Below are 18,283 nucleotides of genomic sequence, written 5' to 3' on the forward strand. Positions count from 1 at the left end.
TTATTCAAAAATATATGAAATTGGATAGGAATCAGATATGCAATTTCAATACAAAAATAACTTTAATCAATAAAAAAATTATTCAAAAATGAATTTAAAAAATATAAAACAAAGTTTGTTAGGCTTATTCCTAGCCATTTTCATAACCAGTTTTTCTAATGCTCAAAGCAAAATACAAGTTTCAGCTTTCGGTGGATATTCCGATGACGGATTCGCAACGCTAGCTAATTTTGCCTTTTCAAATCACGATATCAAAGATTCTTTTTTTGAGGCAGGTGTATATGCAGGTTTTTTGGAAGAGCGAAACACATCGTATAACGTAGATGTAAATGTATTCTCATTAAACTTTGGTTACTTCAAACGATTACCTTTCCTATCATCTAGCCAAGATGTTATGTTACTTCACGCAGGTATTGGTGGATTATTCGGTAAGGAAATTATCAATAACGGATTAAATGAATTACCTAACGGAGCTTTAATTAAAACGAATGACGGAACTATCTATGGTGGCTTTGCTTCTTTGCAAGGAGACTTAAGGTTAAACGATAAGCTTTCATTATTGGCTAGATATAATCAGTTCTATCATGCAAATAGTGAAACAAATAGATTTAAAATGTTTGTTGGTATTGGAGTGAAATTTCTAATCTTTTAAAAAATCAATCATGAAAAAATTAATTTATTTAGCAATATTAATCATCACATTTACCTCATGTGATTCAAGTTTGGAGGTAGATATTCAAGATAGTTTTGATTTTACCATAAAATCTAATCAGAAAGATGTTAGTTTTATTTCTGAGGAAATCAAAACCACCGTTAAAATAGAACCTGAAAGAAAGGTAGATGGAACGAAATATTTCTTTAGCTACGAGCCAATAAAAGGAAATGGATATTACAAATTGAACGAAAGTATTCTCACCCCTGGGCAAGAATATGAAATTAATGGATTAAACTTAGATCTATTTTATGTCGGAGAAGATATCGAAATCCACGAAGTAGAAATAAAAGTAAAAAACGACAGCGATTTACTAGTTAAGCATAATATAACCTACAAAATAGTCGATTTAAACGATTTTAAGGTTAATGTGATCAATAACTCCAATGAAGAAGTTTTCTTTACTGAAAACGTTAGTTTTGACCTTGAAATCGAAAAAATTCAAACTGAGTTAGAGCAAGAACTAACCTATGATGTAAAGTTTATAGAGAAATCTTTAGACGGTGCGCTAACAATTGATGGAAACCAATTAGAATTGGGTAATGAAATTACAGGACTTTCTGAAGGTAGGATTAATGTAAATTTTTTAGCAAGTGAATCTGGGAATCTTTACATTAAACTTTTGGTTAAGGCTTCTAATGGAAAATCACAGGAAGTAACGGTAAACTATAAAATCAAAGCAACAAAAATAGTTTTAAAGGTAACTCCAGAACTTAGTAGTAACTATGTTGAAACTCCTACTAAATTCAATTTTGAAATATCTAAAGAAGGAGTTGAAAACTTAACCTATGAATTAAGTTTTGATGGGGCTAACGGAGAATTAAAAAATGAAAATGAAACATTTACTAATAATCAGTTTTTTATTGTTAATGAAGGGATATTTGAAATGGACTTTTCTGGTTTAGAAACATCTAATAACCCTTTAGAATTTAAATTAAAAGTATCGAACGGAACTATTGAGGAAATATTAGTTGATTTCGAAATAAAACAGACAGATTTTGATTTTAATATAACACCAAACACTTCAAGTAATTATGTAATGGAGTTAACTCTTTTTGATTTTGATATTTCTAAGTATGGAGATCAAAGCTTAACTTATAAAATGACTTTTACAGGTCCGAGAGGAGAAATCAAATATCGCTCCAACCCTTATTCAAACAATCAAAATATTCCTTTAAATTTTAATATTGGAGGTTGGTTTACTTATAGAGGTAATGAAATTAGTTCATCACCTATTCTATTTACTATAACAGCCTCAAATGGTGTTTCTAAAACAAAAACAATAAACTTTGAAAGTACACCTACAGAATTTGAAGCAATTCCATCTAGTTACAGTCTTTCTCAGGTTTATCACTTTGGCATATTTTTGACGATTAACCTAATTCTTCCAGAGGTACAAAATCAATATCTTACTTATAGAGCTTATTTTAAGACTACGGATTTGGGTAATATAAGTGTGAAAGAAAATAATACGGGAGTTAGTTTTTCAGCAGGACAAATTTTGGATTTAGCGGGTAATAGGGCTATGAGGCTCAACATTTCACAATCTGGAACTTTAACCCCAAAAAAAGGTCAAATAACTTTTGTTATTATCGATTCAAATAATGTAGAAAAGGAAGTAACAATAGATTTAGAATGGACAGATTTTTAATTAAATCCGAGGGAATTCCCTCGGATTTGCTTCAAAACTAAATATTATGTTCGAAGAAAAATTAATAAAACAGCTTACAGGAATATCAATTGTCATTCTCAGTATCATTTTTTATGTGTTAGGGTATTTAATGAAAATAACAGCACTTTTAAATGATGTTTTGAGCAATGTAATAGAATTTAGCATTGCGAGAAATATTACGGCTTTTCTCATTGCCATACCTGCTTCTTTAATTTTACTTGTTGTATCTATTCATGCCGAAAAAAAATGGAAAAAATATCTATTAGCATTTTTTGATTGCCTACTATTAATAATAATTTTAAGGGCTTTTGATAATGTTAATTTTTCAGAATTAGCGACCATAAGCGAATTTATAAACTTTGGCAAGCGCATTTTTATTCCTGTTTTACTCTCAACAATGTTTTTCTTTTTAATTGAAGTTTTTAAAAAGCTAAAAGAGCAAAAAATAACAAAGTCAATGCAAAACCTTACGAACGTAAAGCAAACTACTAGCGAAGTTGAGCTAAAATTAAACGAACTAAAAACGACTTTTAGCAGTATTCAAGGGATTATTAGCGAACACAGAAAACTAACATGTCCCGATTGTCAGATGACTTTTCATAATCAAAATGCAATGAATGCTCATAAATGTAAAGGACAGAATGAAAGCTCTGAACTAATATTTTTAATGGATAAGGCGGGAGAATTAAATATCACTTCAGAAACAGAATCCATTTCATAATCTATTTTTTCCCCTTTTGTTATATAACTAGTTTTCTACTAAAAACCATTTACAGAGAATTAGGAAATATAAAACAATCTTATCTCATTCGAACTTCGCAAAATTCTCGTTAAGTCGTATTCACTCCTTACCTCAAATCTTTGCTTGTCTCATTTCGTTAAGTTTATTTTATAAAAAAGGTTAGTGCTATTTAAGCAAAATTCAAAGAATATTTAGTAATTTCATGGTGAGTTGTACGTTAGATGTATAATTTATTGTTAAACTCTGAAAGGGCTGGTCGAAAATTTTAGCCCTTTCTTTTGCTTTTAAAAATGAGTTTCATTTTTTATAAGTGTGTATGTTCGTCCTTAATGTTGACAAAATCTAAGAACTATGTAAGCTCTAAAAAAGGCTTTTTCACAAGGGGAAAAAATATAAAGTGTAACTCACTACACTTTCTTCGAAAGCTGCGTTCGCTTTTTTCATGAAAAAAGAGGATTTTTCAATTATCCGTGCTTCCGCACTAAAATCAAAAAATCAATGAAAGTTTTGCTGAAGCAAAACAATATTTAATTAAGTTTCTGCCCCCTAAAACATTTTTATTTAATTAGAACAAATCAACACAAAATAACCTTATCTCATTCGAACTTCGCAAAATCCTCGTTAAGTCGTATTCACTCCTTACCTCAAATCTTTGCTTGTCTCATTTCGTTAAGTTTATTATTGAAAAACTTTTAATTCAAGTTCACTTATTGACATAACAAATATTTGCAGTATATAATAAAACATAAACTATCTTTAACGATAAAACACAAAATCAAACTCTTATCATATGGATGACATAATTAAAAACATAACTAGTGTAGCGGGTATAATAGGACTTATATTAAGCTTATTTAGTAAATATTATCCTGAACTCTTCTATTTAAAAAAGGACAGAAAAGTCAAGGATTTGTTGAAAATTAAAGAAATAAAGGAATTACTTAATGACGATGAGGATACAAAATTTAATGAATTCCTTAATTCGGAAATTAAGGAAAATGTATTTACAATTAGAACAGGAATAAAAACAAATTTTAAATCTATTAGAAAATTACAACATTTGAAAGATGAATTAGGTTTAAATTACAGTTGGAAAAACATTAAAAATTCAATTCGCTTTATAAGTTTAAAAAAAGAAAAGCCAACAATCGTTATAAGTATTGTTGATGCTATGGTTTACTCAATCTTTATAATATCCTCTTTAATTTCTATTTTTTACTGCCTTGTTGCAATGTATCATATTGATAAATCAATACCTTTCAAATTCCAACTTACTTTTATCACAATCTATACTATATCCATCATTGCGGCATTCTTTTTCTTTAGAAATAGTATAAACATATTAGATGCTTATTTGATAAAGAGGAGATTGGAAGTAGTAAGAAATGAAAGTGAATAAACAAAGCTTCTTATCAATTTCATGACAAGATTAAGGCTGATATTTTACTATTATTTATCAGCCTTATCTTAGGCTCAACTTACGTTAGTACATTTGAGCAATGAACATAGTGTTCCAAAAATTGCCAGATAAAGTTAATAAAATTAAAACATTTGTTTAGTTATCATCTGCATATATTACAATACTGATGACCAGACTTTTTAATATTTTAAATGATGAGAACTGTATTAAAAAAAGAAAAAAATCACAAAAATCACTCGATAGTTGATAAGAAAATTAAAGTTTTGATGTAGTTTTGCTCGAAATTAAAAATAGTTTTTATAGAACAAATCAAAATTATTTCAGAAATTTTGTTATATATTAACTATTGAAACATTAGCTAAGAATAAATTAAAAGAAAAAATGTAATGTAAGAAATGAATATGTAAGATTTTTTAATTTAAATCAATACATGTTTTTAATTTTATCAATTAAATTTTTCCCGAAATAAATGAAAACTCCATTAAAAATCTTTTTAAAGCAACTAAATTTATTAGATGCTGTTTTTCTTAATGAAGATGGAAAAAGCTTTGATGGTTTTATTTCAGAAGTTCAAAAAAAGATAGAAATAATTAAGCCTAATGCTTATTATGTCTTTAACAAACAACCTTTAATTCTGTTTTTCGACTTAACCAATGAGAATAACAACAACAGAGAAAAGGAAATACATAAGCAAGTTTGGTCTTTTGATAATTCGCCTGTAATTTTTATCTTAAAAAATAACGAAGTAAAAATATATAATGCTCTTAATTATTCTAAAAAAGAAGAAAAGTTAGAGGAAATAAAGCTGACTGAAGAAGAGCGGAACAATAATTTTTCTTTTTGGCAACTTCAAAGTGGAGCAACTTGGAAGTGGTTACAAAATGAATATTTTGAAAATCGCACAAAAAAACAACACAGAAAAAGAGTAAACGAACGATTATTTGAAAACATCAAAGATGTTAGAAAATATCTTACTTCTTCCGTAAATTCATTAACGGAAAATCAAGCAAATTCTTTAATATTAAGATTAATATTTATTAGATATCTAATTGATAGAAAGGTTAAAATTGATAAAGAATATATATCTGGAGAATTAGAAAATGTAAATGAAAGAAGAAAAAGTTTTATAAACCTCATTAAACAACCATCAAAATTAAATTTATTATTTGAAAAGCTGAATGAGAAATTTAATGGTGTCCTTTTTAAAAATTTAGACATATCTCTAAACCACAGCCAATCAAATGATTTAGCCAATATTTTTAAAGGAGAATTAGAAGAGGAGAATAACTTGTTTAAAGATTTTTTCTTTGAAATTTTTGATTTTTCAATTATTCCTGTCGAAGTAATTTCTGGAATCTATGAATCGTTAATAGACGAAGAGACTAGAAAACTAGACTCGGCAGTTTATACTCCTCCATTTTTAGTTGAATATGTTTTAAATGATACAGTTGATAAATATTTAGAAAAGCAAAACACTTCTGAATGTAAAATTTTTGAAGTTGCAGTAGGCTCGGGAATTTTTCTTGTTCAAAGTTTAAGAAAAATGATTGATAAGGAGTTAGAACTTAATCCAGATTTATCTCCTAAAGAGTTTAGCGAACGAATACGAAAAATTGCAAAAGGTAATTTATTTGGTATTGATATAAATGAAGAGGCGTTAAAAGTTGCTTGTTTTTCTATTTATATAGCATTATTAGATTATCAAAACCCAAAAGATATAGATATTTATGAGTTTCCTAACCTATTAAACGAAAACTTATTTAAGGCTAATTTTTTTGATACAAGCCACAAATTCAATGCTGTAATTAAAGAAGAAAAACCAAAATTTATATTAGGAAACCCTCCTTGGAAAAAAGACAAATCTAAAAAACATATAGATTGGGTTAATACAACAAAAACTTACTCGAAAAAAATTAATGGAAAGTTAGAAATTGCTCAATCGTTCCTTTTAAGAACTAAAGACTTTATGAATGCAGAAACAAAATCTGCATTAATTGTAACTAGCACTCTTTTTTATAATGTTTCAAAAACGAATAAGGAGTTTAAAAACGATTTTCTTTCAGCTTACTGTATTAATAAATTTTTCGATTTATCGCCTGTTAGACGTTTAGTTTTTAACGCAAATAAAATAGTTAAGAAAGTAGATAAAAATGGAAATATTAAAATTACAAAACAAAAAATAGTTAGCCCAGCTAGCATTATCTATTTTAGTCTATCAAGCGAAGAATCTCATTTAAAAAACATAATTAATCATCAATCAGTTAAATCTAACCATTTTTTAAAGCACTTTAAAATTTTAGTCATTGAAAAATATGACCAAAAGCAAATTTTACAAAAACATTTCATAGAAAATGACTGGATGTTCAAATTAGCTTTATACGGTAATTCTTTAGATTATGCTTTTTTATTAAAATTGCAAAATCTAAAAACCTTAACTGTTCTTGATTTAATTGACAATAAAACTATTTTTAAAGGTGCAGGAATTGAAAGAGGAGAAAACCCAAAACCTTATCCTGAATTAATAGGAATGCCTGTAATTGAAAACAAAGAAATTACTCAATCCTTTTTTTATTTAAAAAATCAAAAAATATTAAAAGAAGAAGATGTTAATTTATCAAGAGGACGTGATATAAATATTTTTTTAGGCAACAAAATACTTTTCAAGGAACAAAACTTAAATGAAAGTGAACCACTAATTTCATATACTTCCAATGATTTGGTTTACAGGAAAGGTGTTTTTTCCATTACTTCAAAAAACGACAATTTAATCAAGACACTATTCTCTTACTTCAAATCAGATTTATGCACCTATTATTTATTTTTAATATCTGCCGCATGGGGAGTTGGAACTAGACCCGCAATTAGATTTAATGATGAATATCTATCTTTACCATACATAGAACCAAATAATGAAATAAGATTAATATTAAATTCTTTAGTAACCGAATTTTTAAAACCGCTTACAAAATATTACAAAGAAGATATTAAGTCAGAAAGCTTACCTATTAACGAAGGTTTAATATCTAAAATAAACAATACAATAAATGATTTATATGAGATTGAACCTTATGAAAAAGACCTTATCAATTATGCTCTGAATGTTTCACGCTATCAATTTCAAGAAAGTAAACAACATTTAGTTTCCGATTTTACTTATAATGATGAAACTCATTACAGAAATAGAGATACGGTTTTAAAAGGATATGCAAATATTTACATAAAAGAATTTCAAGAAATATATAATGATGAATATGTACAGGTTGAGATATATACTTTAGAGCATTTCATAGCTTTAAATGTTGTTTTCTCAAGTGAAAAACCAAAAGAACAAATAACATACCCTAAAAACAAAAAAACCGAAGAGGAAGTCTTAAAACGTTTAGCTAATAATTTAAGTATTTCGCAGATTACCAATACTACAGACTCATCAAAAAATTTATTTATTCAAAAAGACATAAAAGGTTTTGAAAACAATTCTTTTTATATCATAAAACCTAACGAATATAAATGTTGGCATAGAGCTATGGCTTGGTATGATATAGCAGAATTTAAGGAGGCTATACAAGAAGCTGAATTGAACGAATTAAATGATGATACTCAATGAAGATAAACGCCTCTAATTTTTCAAGAAACAGAAAGCGTTTGTCATTAACTCAATTAAGGGTTAATAAAATTTTGACTTGCGTAATAAATAGCTATGAAAAAATCATATCTGATGGTGTCGTTTATAATTATTCAGAAAAAGGAAGTATAAAAGAAGAAGATTATTTAAGAAATCGTTTAGTAGATGACTATCTTGAATACGAATTAAACAACATTGAAGATAATACTAACCGTTTTGCAGTAAACAAAGAGGTTGGAGAAGAGTATATAGGTTTAACAGATAATAAACCTCATAATGACCCAATAGATATTCATATTATGGACTATGCTTTAAAAGATGCTTGGGGACAAAAAACAAAACCTTACTTTGCTATAGAATGTAAAAGGTTAGTTACTTCAGTTTCTAGCTATGTAAATGATACAGAAAAAGCAACTAAAAGAAAATATAGAAAGTTAAGATTACCGTTTGAGGGACAATTGGGTTTCATTGAAAATAATAAATGGAGTTCCAATATAGTAGCAGAGTTAATAAACAAAAATCTAATTTCGAACTCAAATATCAAAACAACTAGAAATTTAGAAAAGTATATTTTGAAAAAAGATTTTGACGGATCTTATTTTTCAGAACATGAAAAGGTGAATGATACTTCGTTTTCTGTATTTCATTTGTTTTTTGATTATTCTGATATTGTAGTTAAATAATTTAACTACTTTATTAATTTAAAATCAAACAAAAGCAAACAAAATCTTCCACCACTACTCCACCTTAAAATGCTATAGACGTTGATTTTACTGAGGTTCTTACTTTTTGTATTGGGAAGTAAACTTACACTTTCTTTTTACAGATGTAAAAAACAAACATAATGCTGATTATAAAATATACTTTTTGAATTCATCATCAAAACAGAAAACCACTAAGCATAAAACCTTCGGGATCAATACGAAAATTTATTTACATAGTGGTTTAGCCTTATATTTTCTGAACTCCTATAAAAATGCATGCCCCGCTTAAAATTAGCATTATAAATAGTATCGGTAGTATTGAATTGAATACATTTTCTCTCTGGGCATTATTAAAATACTCAGGTTTATAACTTTTCCAATCTACATCGCTTACCTTAACATTATCGAAAACTTTTGGATAAAAATCTAATCGTAATCTTTCATGAAAGCTCGATGTAGCCTTTAAAAAATTCATCTGATCTGCTAAACTAGTCTTCGCAATTGAGTTCATCGTTAATTGTACCTGTAATGGCGGGAAAAACCTCGCTATACTTTTCCCTAGATCTTCTCTCTTTTTAATTTTATCATTCAGTAGTCCTCTTTCTAATATTGATTCATCATCACCCATTTGCTGCATCGCGTAATACCATAACCATGAAAATCCATTCTCTTTAACACCATATTTTTTGAACTGTGGATAATGATTATAAAACTTTTCCATGGTTGCTCTTTTATCGGTGTCCCATTTTTTATGATACCCATCACGTTGTTTTATTATCATTGTAAACGCCTCTTTCACTGGATATTTATTCGTGATATAGTTATTTGTCATTACTGGCAGAAGAACCACTAAAACTAACCATAGAGTTAACAGAACGATGGCATTAGTATTGGATGATTTTCTTAATAAAACAACAAAAAAACTTACTAAAAACCAGAATATTATATATGTAAAACTAATAATAGTAATATACCAGAAATCCAAATCAACGGATATTCTTAAGAATACTTTTGAAGCTAAAATTAAGAATATCAATATTAGAGAAACAAATAAAAAGCGAATAGATAATTTTAATAGCAAGTACTTAAATAAAGATCGTTCCTGAATTCTTACCATTTTCCATGTTCCTTTTTCTTCTTCCTCAGACAGTAAATTAAAATTTAAGGCTATTACAATTAAGGGAAACAGGCAAATCATTAAAAAACTAAAATCTAAATTTCCAACTTGTAAACGCATTGGATTGACTAAGTCCGTATCGTATTTTTGGCCTTCTAAATTTAATATACTTACATTCTGAATATGTGAATTAACATCACTTTGCCCAATGGCTAATCCTGCTATTGGTTTTAAAGAGTTAATAAATGAAAACTTTAAATAATATAACAACAAACCAATATCATCTTTATGAAGATCAACTTGTGTAATTAAATGTTTCTCTTGTTGTTCTATAGTTTTTTCTATTGCAATCTGTTTCTGATTTAAAAATTGTTTTCCAGTACCGATACTTAACGTACCCAAAAAAATTGAAATTCCCAACACTAAAAACACCGTTTTTGATCTAAAAAATTGCTTGATTAATAATGTGTACACTTTATATAATTTTAAATCGGTTAGAAAATTTAACAATAGAAAAAAAGATTAATAAACACCAAAAACATAATGCCATAATCCCTAATATTTGATTATTTATTGTGTTTGATATAGAAATAAAACGATAATCAAACTTTGGAGCTGACTTCCAGTACTCTTTATCTACAACATGAACTTTACCTTCACTGCTTTTTGCTTTGTTACTTATAAATTTCATTTGTAATTCATTCATGTATTGTGACTGTTTATATCTATAGTTCTCTGTTTGATTTAGAAAACTTACGTACGTATTAAAATCAGTTCCTGATAATCCCATAGACAAGTTTTTAATGGCTAAATACGGATTAAGAACTACTAAAATATTCGGGACACTGTTTTGATTTCTATACGAATTTATTAGCTTTTTGTGCATTATATTATAAATAATTGCAGTTTGCTCTTCTCCTTTACTCATAATGAATCCGCCATAATTAAAAGGTAAGTCGTTAACATCTTTTACATCATTAGCAACTAGAATAGAATCTTTCAAGTTTATAAAATAAGGATCATTAGGATTATGACTATCTCCTCGCTTCGAAACTTCCTCTTCTACCGCAGCTCTAAATTCAATTTTAGAAAGATTCGGGTATAACGAATTTCCAACGACCTGTGCTGTCTTAGGAATAATAATAAAAAAAAGTAGCCACCCTCCTAACAAACTTAATAAGGCTCTATTAGAGTTAGTACTTATTCCCGAAATTAACACTGTAACAAAAGTTAATATCAAATAAAAAACTATGTAAAAAATACTGATTAAGACAACTCTCTTCATTAAAGAACTATGAACCCCTTCAAAATCTATAAAAGCAATCGACCATAAAGCCAAAAGACCAGGAATAAAAAATAACCCCGAAACAAAAAAAAGCCCTAAAGATTTACCTAAAAGAATTTCTTTCATATTTAGTCCCTGCGAATAGAATATTTTGAGAGTACCATTTTCTTTTTCTGAGCTAATGGCTGAATACCCAATAAAGAAAATGATTAAAGGTAGTATAAGCTGTAATAGCATAGCAATGTTTAAATCACCAAAACGAATTAATCCAGAAGATAAACTGGCCTCAGAAAAGTTTGCTGTATTTTGCCTATGAGCCTCCAGGAATATCGAATTGCCTGTATAGCTTTCAATTCCCGAATCAAATATACTCAATGGATGCTGTACACGAAAAGCAAATGTACCAAAGTGAGCCATTCTATGTGGGTGTTTGTCAGGATTTTCTTCCCAGCTTTTTCTTGCTTTATCTTGATGGTTTTCGATAGAATGATGCTTGTTTTCAAATGCATTCCATCCATTAAAAGTAACATACATTAGCGCTGAAATAAATACCAAAAACAGTGCTAAAAGACCTTTAGTATTAAAGGTCTTTTTGAAAAACTGTTTTGCTATTAACATAACTACTTGTATCTTCATATAAGTTAAAATTTATACGTTACATTCATTAAAATATTTCGTGGAGCTCCTGGTGCCAATCTGGAAGAATTTAAAGCCCCTAACCAATACTTTTTATTAAATACATTGTTTACTTTTAAAGTTAACTGAATGTTTTCATTCAATGCTGGTTTATAATAAACAGCCGCATCAAAAACGGTATACTCAGGTAATAATAAGCGATCGCCATACCAAGAATATTTATCTCCACTGTATTGCGCACCCAGTCCAATTCCTGCTCCTTTTAAAGTTTCATTAGTAAAATCATATCTACCCCAAAAATTTGCACTATGCTTTGGAGCTCCTCCTATACGTTTTCCTAACAAATCAGGATTATCGTCTTCTGTTATTTCAGCATCATTAAAAGCATAAGAAGCCATAACTTGAAAATTTGGAGCTAAATAACCTGAAAAATCGGTTTCAAAACCTCTACTTCTTTGTTCCCCTCGAGCGACAAGATTCTCTAAATCGTAGGTATCTCCAAGTAAAATATTCTTTTGAGTAATATCAAAAATTGAAAAGTTAAAAAAAGCTCTACCATTAAAAAACTCTCCTTTAGCTCCTATTTCCTTTAAGTTACTCTTCAAAGGATCAAACCTTCCTGGAGAAGCAGACCAGAAAAACCCTTCGGCCGCTGGAGATAATGATACTGTATTGGTTTGAGGTTGAAAACCTTCTAAATACGTTGCATAAGCGCTTATATTCTTCGAAATTTCATATGTTAATCCTATTCTAGGTATAAAAGCCTCATTTGTAAATTCCTGTTCATCTCCCTTATAATCAAAAATATCTTTAAACCATTCGTATCTTAAATTAATTAAGGCCGAAAATTTTCCTATTTTAAACTGATTTTGAACATAAATACCATTTGATGTTGTTAAATTTGCTGGAATTCCAAACTCCGAAATAGTATAATCTTTTGTAACTCTTATATTGTTTGATGGATTTTCTAAATCAAAATGAGGTACATTAGGTTTTGGCATTATTACCCCATTCATTTGTATTGTTTGAAAATCTCCAGCGTTGGTAGGGTCAAAATTTCCCACAGAACCATCTATTTTCAAATATCTTCTTGCTGTATTTTGACCACCACCAATTGTTCTTTCCCAGCGTGTTCCATCGTATCCTATTAATAATTTATTGGTAGTGCTTTTCCCTTTAAAATCAAAATTCATAAAGGCACTGAAATTATCAGTATCCCAAAACTGCTCTCTTTCTACATATCTCATTGTCGCCAAAGTTGGTATTGCATCACCATTAATATTTACGGCGGCCCTATTTTCCGTTCTATGTTCTGCTAAATCTTCTTCCCAAGTTTGCTTCATATAAGAAGCATTAAACCCAATATTATCCGTAATTTTTCTTGTAAAATTGGTCATTATTATAACTTCCTTAGATTTAAAAAAGTCATTTGAAGCCCCTACATTAAGTGATATCGGAGTACTATTTAAGTCAAACTCTCCATTTATTCTACCAAAAATTGGCTGCCCTCTATCTAAATTTCCAACACCATTACTATAAATTAATTCTACGTTTAATGCCGTTTTATTATTGGGTAAATAACTAATCGATGGTGTAATCAAAAATGTATTATTTTTCACCAAATCCCTGAAAGAATTTGCTTCTTGAAACGCAGCATTAAATCTATATAACAATGTTTTATTTTCGTTTAATGGCCCTGTAAAATCGGCTGCAGCTCTAATAGTACCAAAACTACCTGTAGATAATGATAGTTGGCTGTACTCTTCAGCTAAAGGTTTTTTTGTCACCATATTTACAGTTCCTCCAGGGTCTGCACTTGAGAAAGTTACAGACGACGGTCCTTTAATCACTTCAACACGCTCTAAATGAGATGTTATAGGTTGTAAGAAGTAATATTGACGTGTTCTCATTCCATTTAATATTTGTCCATCATCCGCCTGCGTAATACCTCGAATATTATAATGGTTATATAATCCTGTAACGGTTACATTACTAACTCGTTTAACTGCTTCAGTCAGCCTAAATGCCTGATCATCTTCTATATATTCTTTTGTTACCGAAGCTACTGACTGTGGCAACTCTTTATTCTTAAAAGCAGTTTTAGTTGCTGAAAAGGAATAATCACTATTATAATCTTTTCGCTTTCTTCCTAAAACTTCAACCGTTTGTAAGAATTCTTCAGACTCCTTCAATACAATTGTTCCAACATCTAAGTCCTGACCTTTCAATGTTTGAATTGTTTTCGTTACATTTTGATAACCAACAAACGATATATTCATTAAATATTTCCCTTTCTCATTAACCTGAATACTAAAAACCCCATCTGAGTGGGTAGAAACTCCTTTAGTTTTTTGTGAATTAGTTAGGAGAACATTTGCCCCAAATATGGGGTTATTACTATGATCTAAAACTCTCCCTGATATTTTAGATTGTGCAAAGCTTATTTGAACTGCAAAAAGTATTATTGCCAGTACGTTTTTAGTGTGTCCCATTGTTTATTGTTTAATTCGATTTTTTAGTTGTTAAATTGTCTTTACATAAAGTTCTTGTAATTCTTGAGCGGAAATATTCTTTGTTTCAGCAATATGAACAATAGCCCCTTCTTTCATAATGCCTATTCTTGCTCCTATGTTTGCAGCGTTAAAAATGTCGTGAGTAGCCATTAAAACCCCAACACCTTTTGCTGATAATTCCTTGCATGTCTTTGCAAATTCCATAGAAGCCTTCGGGTCTAATCCTGAGGTTGGCTCATCCATTAATATGTAAGAAGCATTTTTTGCCAAAGCAATGGCTATTCCAACCTTCTGACGCATTCCTTTTGAATACGTCGATAGCCTTTTTTCATATACTTCTTCTTTTAAATTCACTTGTTCTAAATGAGCATGCAATTTTTCTTTTGAATATTTAAATCCAGCCAAGCGGCTAAAGAAATCTAGATTCTCAAGCCCTGTGAGATTCCCATACAACTGAACGATTTCCGGAATATAGGCTATAGAACTTCTGTTGGATGTATTCGTAATTAGAACGTCATCAATATATGCCTCCCCAGAAGAGGGTTCTAATAAACCTAGAAAAATATTAATTGTTGTAGTTTTTCCTGCACCGTTTTGCCCTAATAGGCAAAATATTTCACCCGGAGCTACAGAGAAACTAAGATCATTAAGCGCTAGTATACCATTATAGTATTTACTAAGCTTCTTTGCTTGTAACATGTTTATAATTTTAGTGAATTAAATAGTTGACAAATTCTTACGTGTAAGAATTAAAAGTCACATATGCTATCGTTAGTAATACTTGCCTTTATATAGTAGATACGACGCTATCGCGAAAACTACTAGATATTGTAATTATTTTAAAGCAATAACTACCATAAGACAAATCATCATATGTATACTAAAAAGAACTAGGTGGAGACCTAGATTGTTTGAAATAAAGTGAAACTGGAATGAATTGGTCTTCTTCTTTAAGAATATTGTTCGAAATAAATTGAAGAGGAATAAAAGTAAGTGATATTGTTTCAGCGTTCGCTATGCTCAGGTCTAAGTATACATCACAAATGAAGCACTCTTCACTTATATCTGAAATACTAGCTTCACAAATATTTTTTGCTTTTCCTTTGGAGGAATGACTCAACTCATGATCAAAAGAATGAAACAAGACCAGCAGATGCATCATTAAAATAACACATGCTAAAGTCATACTTATTATATTTTGAAACTTTTTCACCCCCTGAAAATCATCATATAAGAAGCAAATATAGTGTAATTTAATTTTAAAAGACTAAATTAATTTTAGCTCAACTTGAAGTAAGAATCGTATTTTGAATTCAAAAATAATTTTCGGGTTGAACTGACTTGCATTACGTAACAAAACTATAAGACAATCGTCTTTCTAAAAATTAAAATCATTAAAATTAACTATACCAATGTCTGCAAAACCAATATTAAACAATAGAACCTTCGTAGCTATATGCCTATTTCTGTTAACACTTACATTTATTCTAATTGAGTATTTTAAAGGTGGAGTAATTACCCATCATCTTCTGGCTCGAGAAGACCTACCTGGTATTTCTAATTGGTGGGGATTGTTAACGATTCCTTTATTAGGTTTGATAAGTGCATATTTTATTGATAAACGTAGAAATAAGTTAATCAAATCTGAAGCAATAAATATTAACTATTTTGACTCCAAAATTCTCAGAAATTTTTTATTTGCATTACTTTTTGGAAGTATAGCATCATTACTTTGGGAATTTGGTCAAGCTGATATTCTGCAATACTATATTCTTCTACCTGTTTTTATTGCCCTTTTAAAACCTGTTCATTTTACTGAATATCTATTGGGCTTCGTAATTGGAATGCTTTATACATTTGGAGGAATACTACCTATTTTGGTTGGTACCGTATTACTAATTATATGTTTTATAGTGAATAAATTAATAAATCTTATAAAAGGTTTATTTACAAAAAGTTAATTGAATAAAACCAGTCGATTATTTAAATATCTAAAATATAGACACTGTCTCAAAGATTAACTTAAAGTCTTCTTTTCAATTTCAAAGCATTATACATTTTATTTGTAAATTACGATTATCGATAGCGGGTACAAATGAATAAAGAAACTATAAGTCAATCTATTCATAGAATAGATCACATAAAAAAAGGCAACCTTTTTCTTCAAGTAGAGAAACCTTGTCTTGAGATTGGAATGATCGAAAAAGGAATTATGCGCGGTTTCGTTTATGACCATGATGGAAACGAAGTTACAACCCATTTCTATCAAGAACATGATATGGTTATTGGTAGTTACATTCCAAATACCAACACAACAATGTCCGTTCAAGCCTTAGAAGATTGTAAAATTTCCGTTGCCAACTATTCACAAGTCATGAATAACGTTAACAAGGATAGGGAAATTACAGAAATTATTACCAAACAATTTCAAAAACTTAACCATCAACTACAAGCTAGATTAGTTTCTTTACTCAACCTTAACTCAGTTGAAAAATACGCACTCTTTCTCAAAGAATATCCTAGTTTACTCAATAGAATTCCACATTATTATATAGCAAATTATCTTGGCATTACCCCCACTCAATTAAGTCGAGCACGAAAGCAATTTATCAACAAATGTAAATGAGATTAAAAATACTGCATCGTTACTTTGCTGTATGAAAAATATTTTAACACTTACATTAGTAATGCCGTTGGTTATAGGTTGTAATGGACAGCACCGCAATGGGAAAGGGCACAGTTCTCATTCTTCAACACATAATCGTCTATCATCTACATTTAAACAAGGGAATATTGAAAGTATTGCTTCTGAAACTATAGAAACTTTTCCAACAGTTGCATTTAAAGCAGTTTATAAAGACACAATTGCTTATCCAGTTAACAATGTATTCCCTCTAGTTTGAACCACAAGGACGTAACTTGCTTTATTCAAAGTTGGAATACAATAGAATTAAAAAAAGGGGAAAAAGGACTGTTAAAAGAACAAGTTCTATTTTCAAAGTATGCTGATCTTGATATGATGCTTACTGTTACAAGTTATAACCCTGAAAAAGGACACATTCAGTATCTTATTACATGAGATGATTTTGAAATTCAACGAATAGATATTTATTGTACCCAAGGAAAAATAAAAAATACTACTGAAATTACTTGGTTGGAATACAATGCTGGCTTGTATGAAAAAGGTACACTATTAGTTCGCGAATTTATTGAAGATGTATATATTTTTAAAGTAGTTAAACGTTACTTAACCAATATTAAAATGAAATTAAAACTAAATCAAGTCACTATCAACTTTCAGATTTTGAATTTATTGAACAATTTACAGAAGGAACTCTAAAACCCGAATTTTTCAATCACGAAGCTCATTTGCGATTAGCTTGGCTGTACATTAAAAAAGACGGAGTGAAACGGGCTGAACAAGATATTCAAAAACAACTTTTAAATTTTGATGTAATCGTCGGGAAAGGAGATAAGTATCATACCACCTTAACAATTATTTCTATAAGAATTGTTAACCATTTTATGCGACAAGCTAAATCAAATAATTTCGTAAATTTTATTAATGAATTCCCACAATTAAAACTAGAATTCAGAGAACTCATAAACACTTATTATAGTTATGATATCTTTGAATCAAAAGAAGCCAAAACAAAATTCTTGGAACCTGATTTAATTGATTTTAAATAATGAAATGAGTCTATTTTAAAGCCGAAACAGGTCGAAATACTTTCATTTCATCAGGATTTGTTTCCATATATGGATCTTCAATTAAATCAATACAGTAAGGAATTGCAGGAAAAACCACTTCCAAACATTCTCTAATTGATTTTGGCTTACCAGGGAGATTCACTATTAGT

General features: G+C 29.3%; 16 protein-coding genes. 10 read left to right on the forward strand and 6 right to left on the reverse strand.

Going from position 1 to position 18,283, the window contains the following annotated elements:
- The first annotated feature begins 88 nt into the window (after window positions 1-88).
- From BLW23_RS05585 to BLW23_RS05610, 6 genes are all read left to right on the forward strand, one after another.
- Complete coding sequence (locus BLW23_RS05585; RefSeq protein WP_093668224.1) at window positions 89-652, forward strand: conjugal transfer protein TraO; 564 nt, start codon at window positions 89-91, stop codon at window positions 650-652.
- Between the two features lie 10 nt (window positions 653-662).
- The gene (locus tag BLW23_RS05590) at window positions 663-2,363 is read left to right on the forward strand and encodes a TraQ conjugal transfer family protein (protein WP_093668225.1); all 1,701 of its coding nucleotides are present in this window, start codon (window positions 663-665) and stop codon (window positions 2,361-2,363) included.
- Between the two features lie 46 nt (window positions 2,364-2,409).
- Entirely contained in the window at window positions 2,410-3,105 is a 696-nt protein-coding gene (locus BLW23_RS05595) for a hypothetical protein (RefSeq protein WP_093668226.1), read from the forward strand.
- A gap of 811 nt (window positions 3,106-3,916) precedes the next feature.
- Window positions 3,917-4,525 carry a hypothetical protein gene (locus tag BLW23_RS05600; RefSeq protein WP_093668227.1) on the forward strand — a complete coding sequence of 203 codons (609 nt, stop codon included), beginning with the start codon at window positions 3,917-3,919 and terminating at the stop codon, window positions 4,523-4,525.
- Window positions 4,526-5,015: 490 nt separating this feature from the next.
- On the forward strand, window positions 5,016-8,150 hold the full coding sequence (locus BLW23_RS05605; protein WP_093668228.1) for an Eco57I restriction-modification methylase domain-containing protein: 3,135 nt from the start codon (window positions 5,016-5,018) through the stop codon (window positions 8,148-8,150).
- Window positions 8,147-8,851 carry a hypothetical protein gene (locus BLW23_RS05610; protein WP_093668229.1) on the forward strand — a complete coding sequence of 235 codons (705 nt, stop codon included), beginning with the start codon at window positions 8,147-8,149 and terminating at the stop codon, window positions 8,849-8,851. Before BLW23_RS05605 ends, BLW23_RS05610 begins: the two co-directional genes overlap by 4 nt.
- A gap of 268 nt (window positions 8,852-9,119) precedes the next feature.
- Here the strand turns inward: BLW23_RS05610 and BLW23_RS05615 are convergent, their stop codons facing one another.
- The 5 genes from BLW23_RS05615 to BLW23_RS05635 all read right to left on the reverse strand — a co-directional run bounded on the left by BLW23_RS05615 (window position 9,120) and on the right by BLW23_RS05635 (window position 15,609).
- Window positions 9,120-10,463: a DUF3526 domain-containing protein gene (locus BLW23_RS05615; RefSeq protein WP_176829756.1), complete on the reverse strand. Its 1,344-nt coding sequence runs from the start codon at window positions 10,461-10,463 to the stop codon at window positions 9,120-9,122.
- Between the two features lies 1 nt (window position 10,464).
- Window positions 10,465-11,910 carry a DUF3526 domain-containing protein gene (locus BLW23_RS05620; RefSeq protein WP_093668231.1) on the reverse strand — a complete coding sequence of 482 codons (1,446 nt, stop codon included), beginning with the start codon at window positions 11,908-11,910 and terminating at the stop codon, window positions 10,465-10,467.
- 5 nt (window positions 11,911-11,915) lie between these two features.
- A complete protein-coding gene (locus tag BLW23_RS05625; RefSeq protein ID WP_093668232.1) occupies window positions 11,916-14,402 on the reverse strand; it encodes a TonB-dependent receptor in 2,487 nt (828 codons plus the stop codon).
- Between the two features lie 30 nt (window positions 14,403-14,432).
- A complete protein-coding gene (locus BLW23_RS05630; RefSeq protein ID WP_093668233.1) occupies window positions 14,433-15,122 on the reverse strand; it encodes an ABC transporter ATP-binding protein in 690 nt (229 codons plus the stop codon).
- Between the two features lie 181 nt (window positions 15,123-15,303).
- Window positions 15,304-15,609 (reverse strand): hypothetical protein, encoded by a 306-nt coding sequence (locus tag BLW23_RS05635; protein WP_093668234.1) that lies wholly within the window; start codon window positions 15,607-15,609, stop codon window positions 15,304-15,306.
- 226 nt (window positions 15,610-15,835) lie between these two features.
- Between BLW23_RS05635 and BLW23_RS05640 the strand changes: the two genes are divergently transcribed.
- The 4 genes from BLW23_RS05640 (at window position 15,836) to BLW23_RS05660 (ending at window position 18,113) form a co-directional block, all read left to right on the forward strand.
- A complete protein-coding gene (locus tag BLW23_RS05640; RefSeq protein ID WP_093668235.1) occupies window positions 15,836-16,384 on the forward strand; it encodes a hypothetical protein in 549 nt (182 codons plus the stop codon).
- 134 nt (window positions 16,385-16,518) lie between these two features.
- Window positions 16,519-17,049 carry a Crp/Fnr family transcriptional regulator gene (locus tag BLW23_RS05645; RefSeq protein ID WP_093668236.1) on the forward strand — a complete coding sequence of 177 codons (531 nt, stop codon included), beginning with the start codon at window positions 16,519-16,521 and terminating at the stop codon, window positions 17,047-17,049.
- A 31-nt stretch (window positions 17,050-17,080) separates the two neighbouring features.
- Entirely contained in the window at window positions 17,081-17,326 is a 246-nt protein-coding gene (locus tag BLW23_RS05650; RefSeq protein ID WP_093668237.1) for a hypothetical protein, read from the forward strand.
- Between the two features lie 502 nt (window positions 17,327-17,828).
- Window positions 17,829-18,113 carry a hypothetical protein gene (locus BLW23_RS05660; protein ID WP_143032115.1) on the forward strand — a complete coding sequence of 95 codons (285 nt, stop codon included), beginning with the start codon at window positions 17,829-17,831 and terminating at the stop codon, window positions 18,111-18,113.
- A 10-nt stretch (window positions 18,114-18,123) separates the two neighbouring features.
- Here the strand turns inward: BLW23_RS05660 and BLW23_RS05665 are convergent, their stop codons facing one another.
- Entirely contained in the window at window positions 18,124-18,276 is a 153-nt protein-coding gene (locus tag BLW23_RS05665; RefSeq protein ID WP_218134031.1) for a molybdopterin-binding domain-containing protein, read from the reverse strand.
- Window positions 18,277-18,283 lie beyond the last annotated feature (7 nt).

The organism is Tenacibaculum sp. MAR_2009_124 (assembly GCF_900105455.1).
Classification (GTDB): domain Bacteria; phylum Bacteroidota; class Bacteroidia; order Flavobacteriales; family Flavobacteriaceae; genus Polaribacter.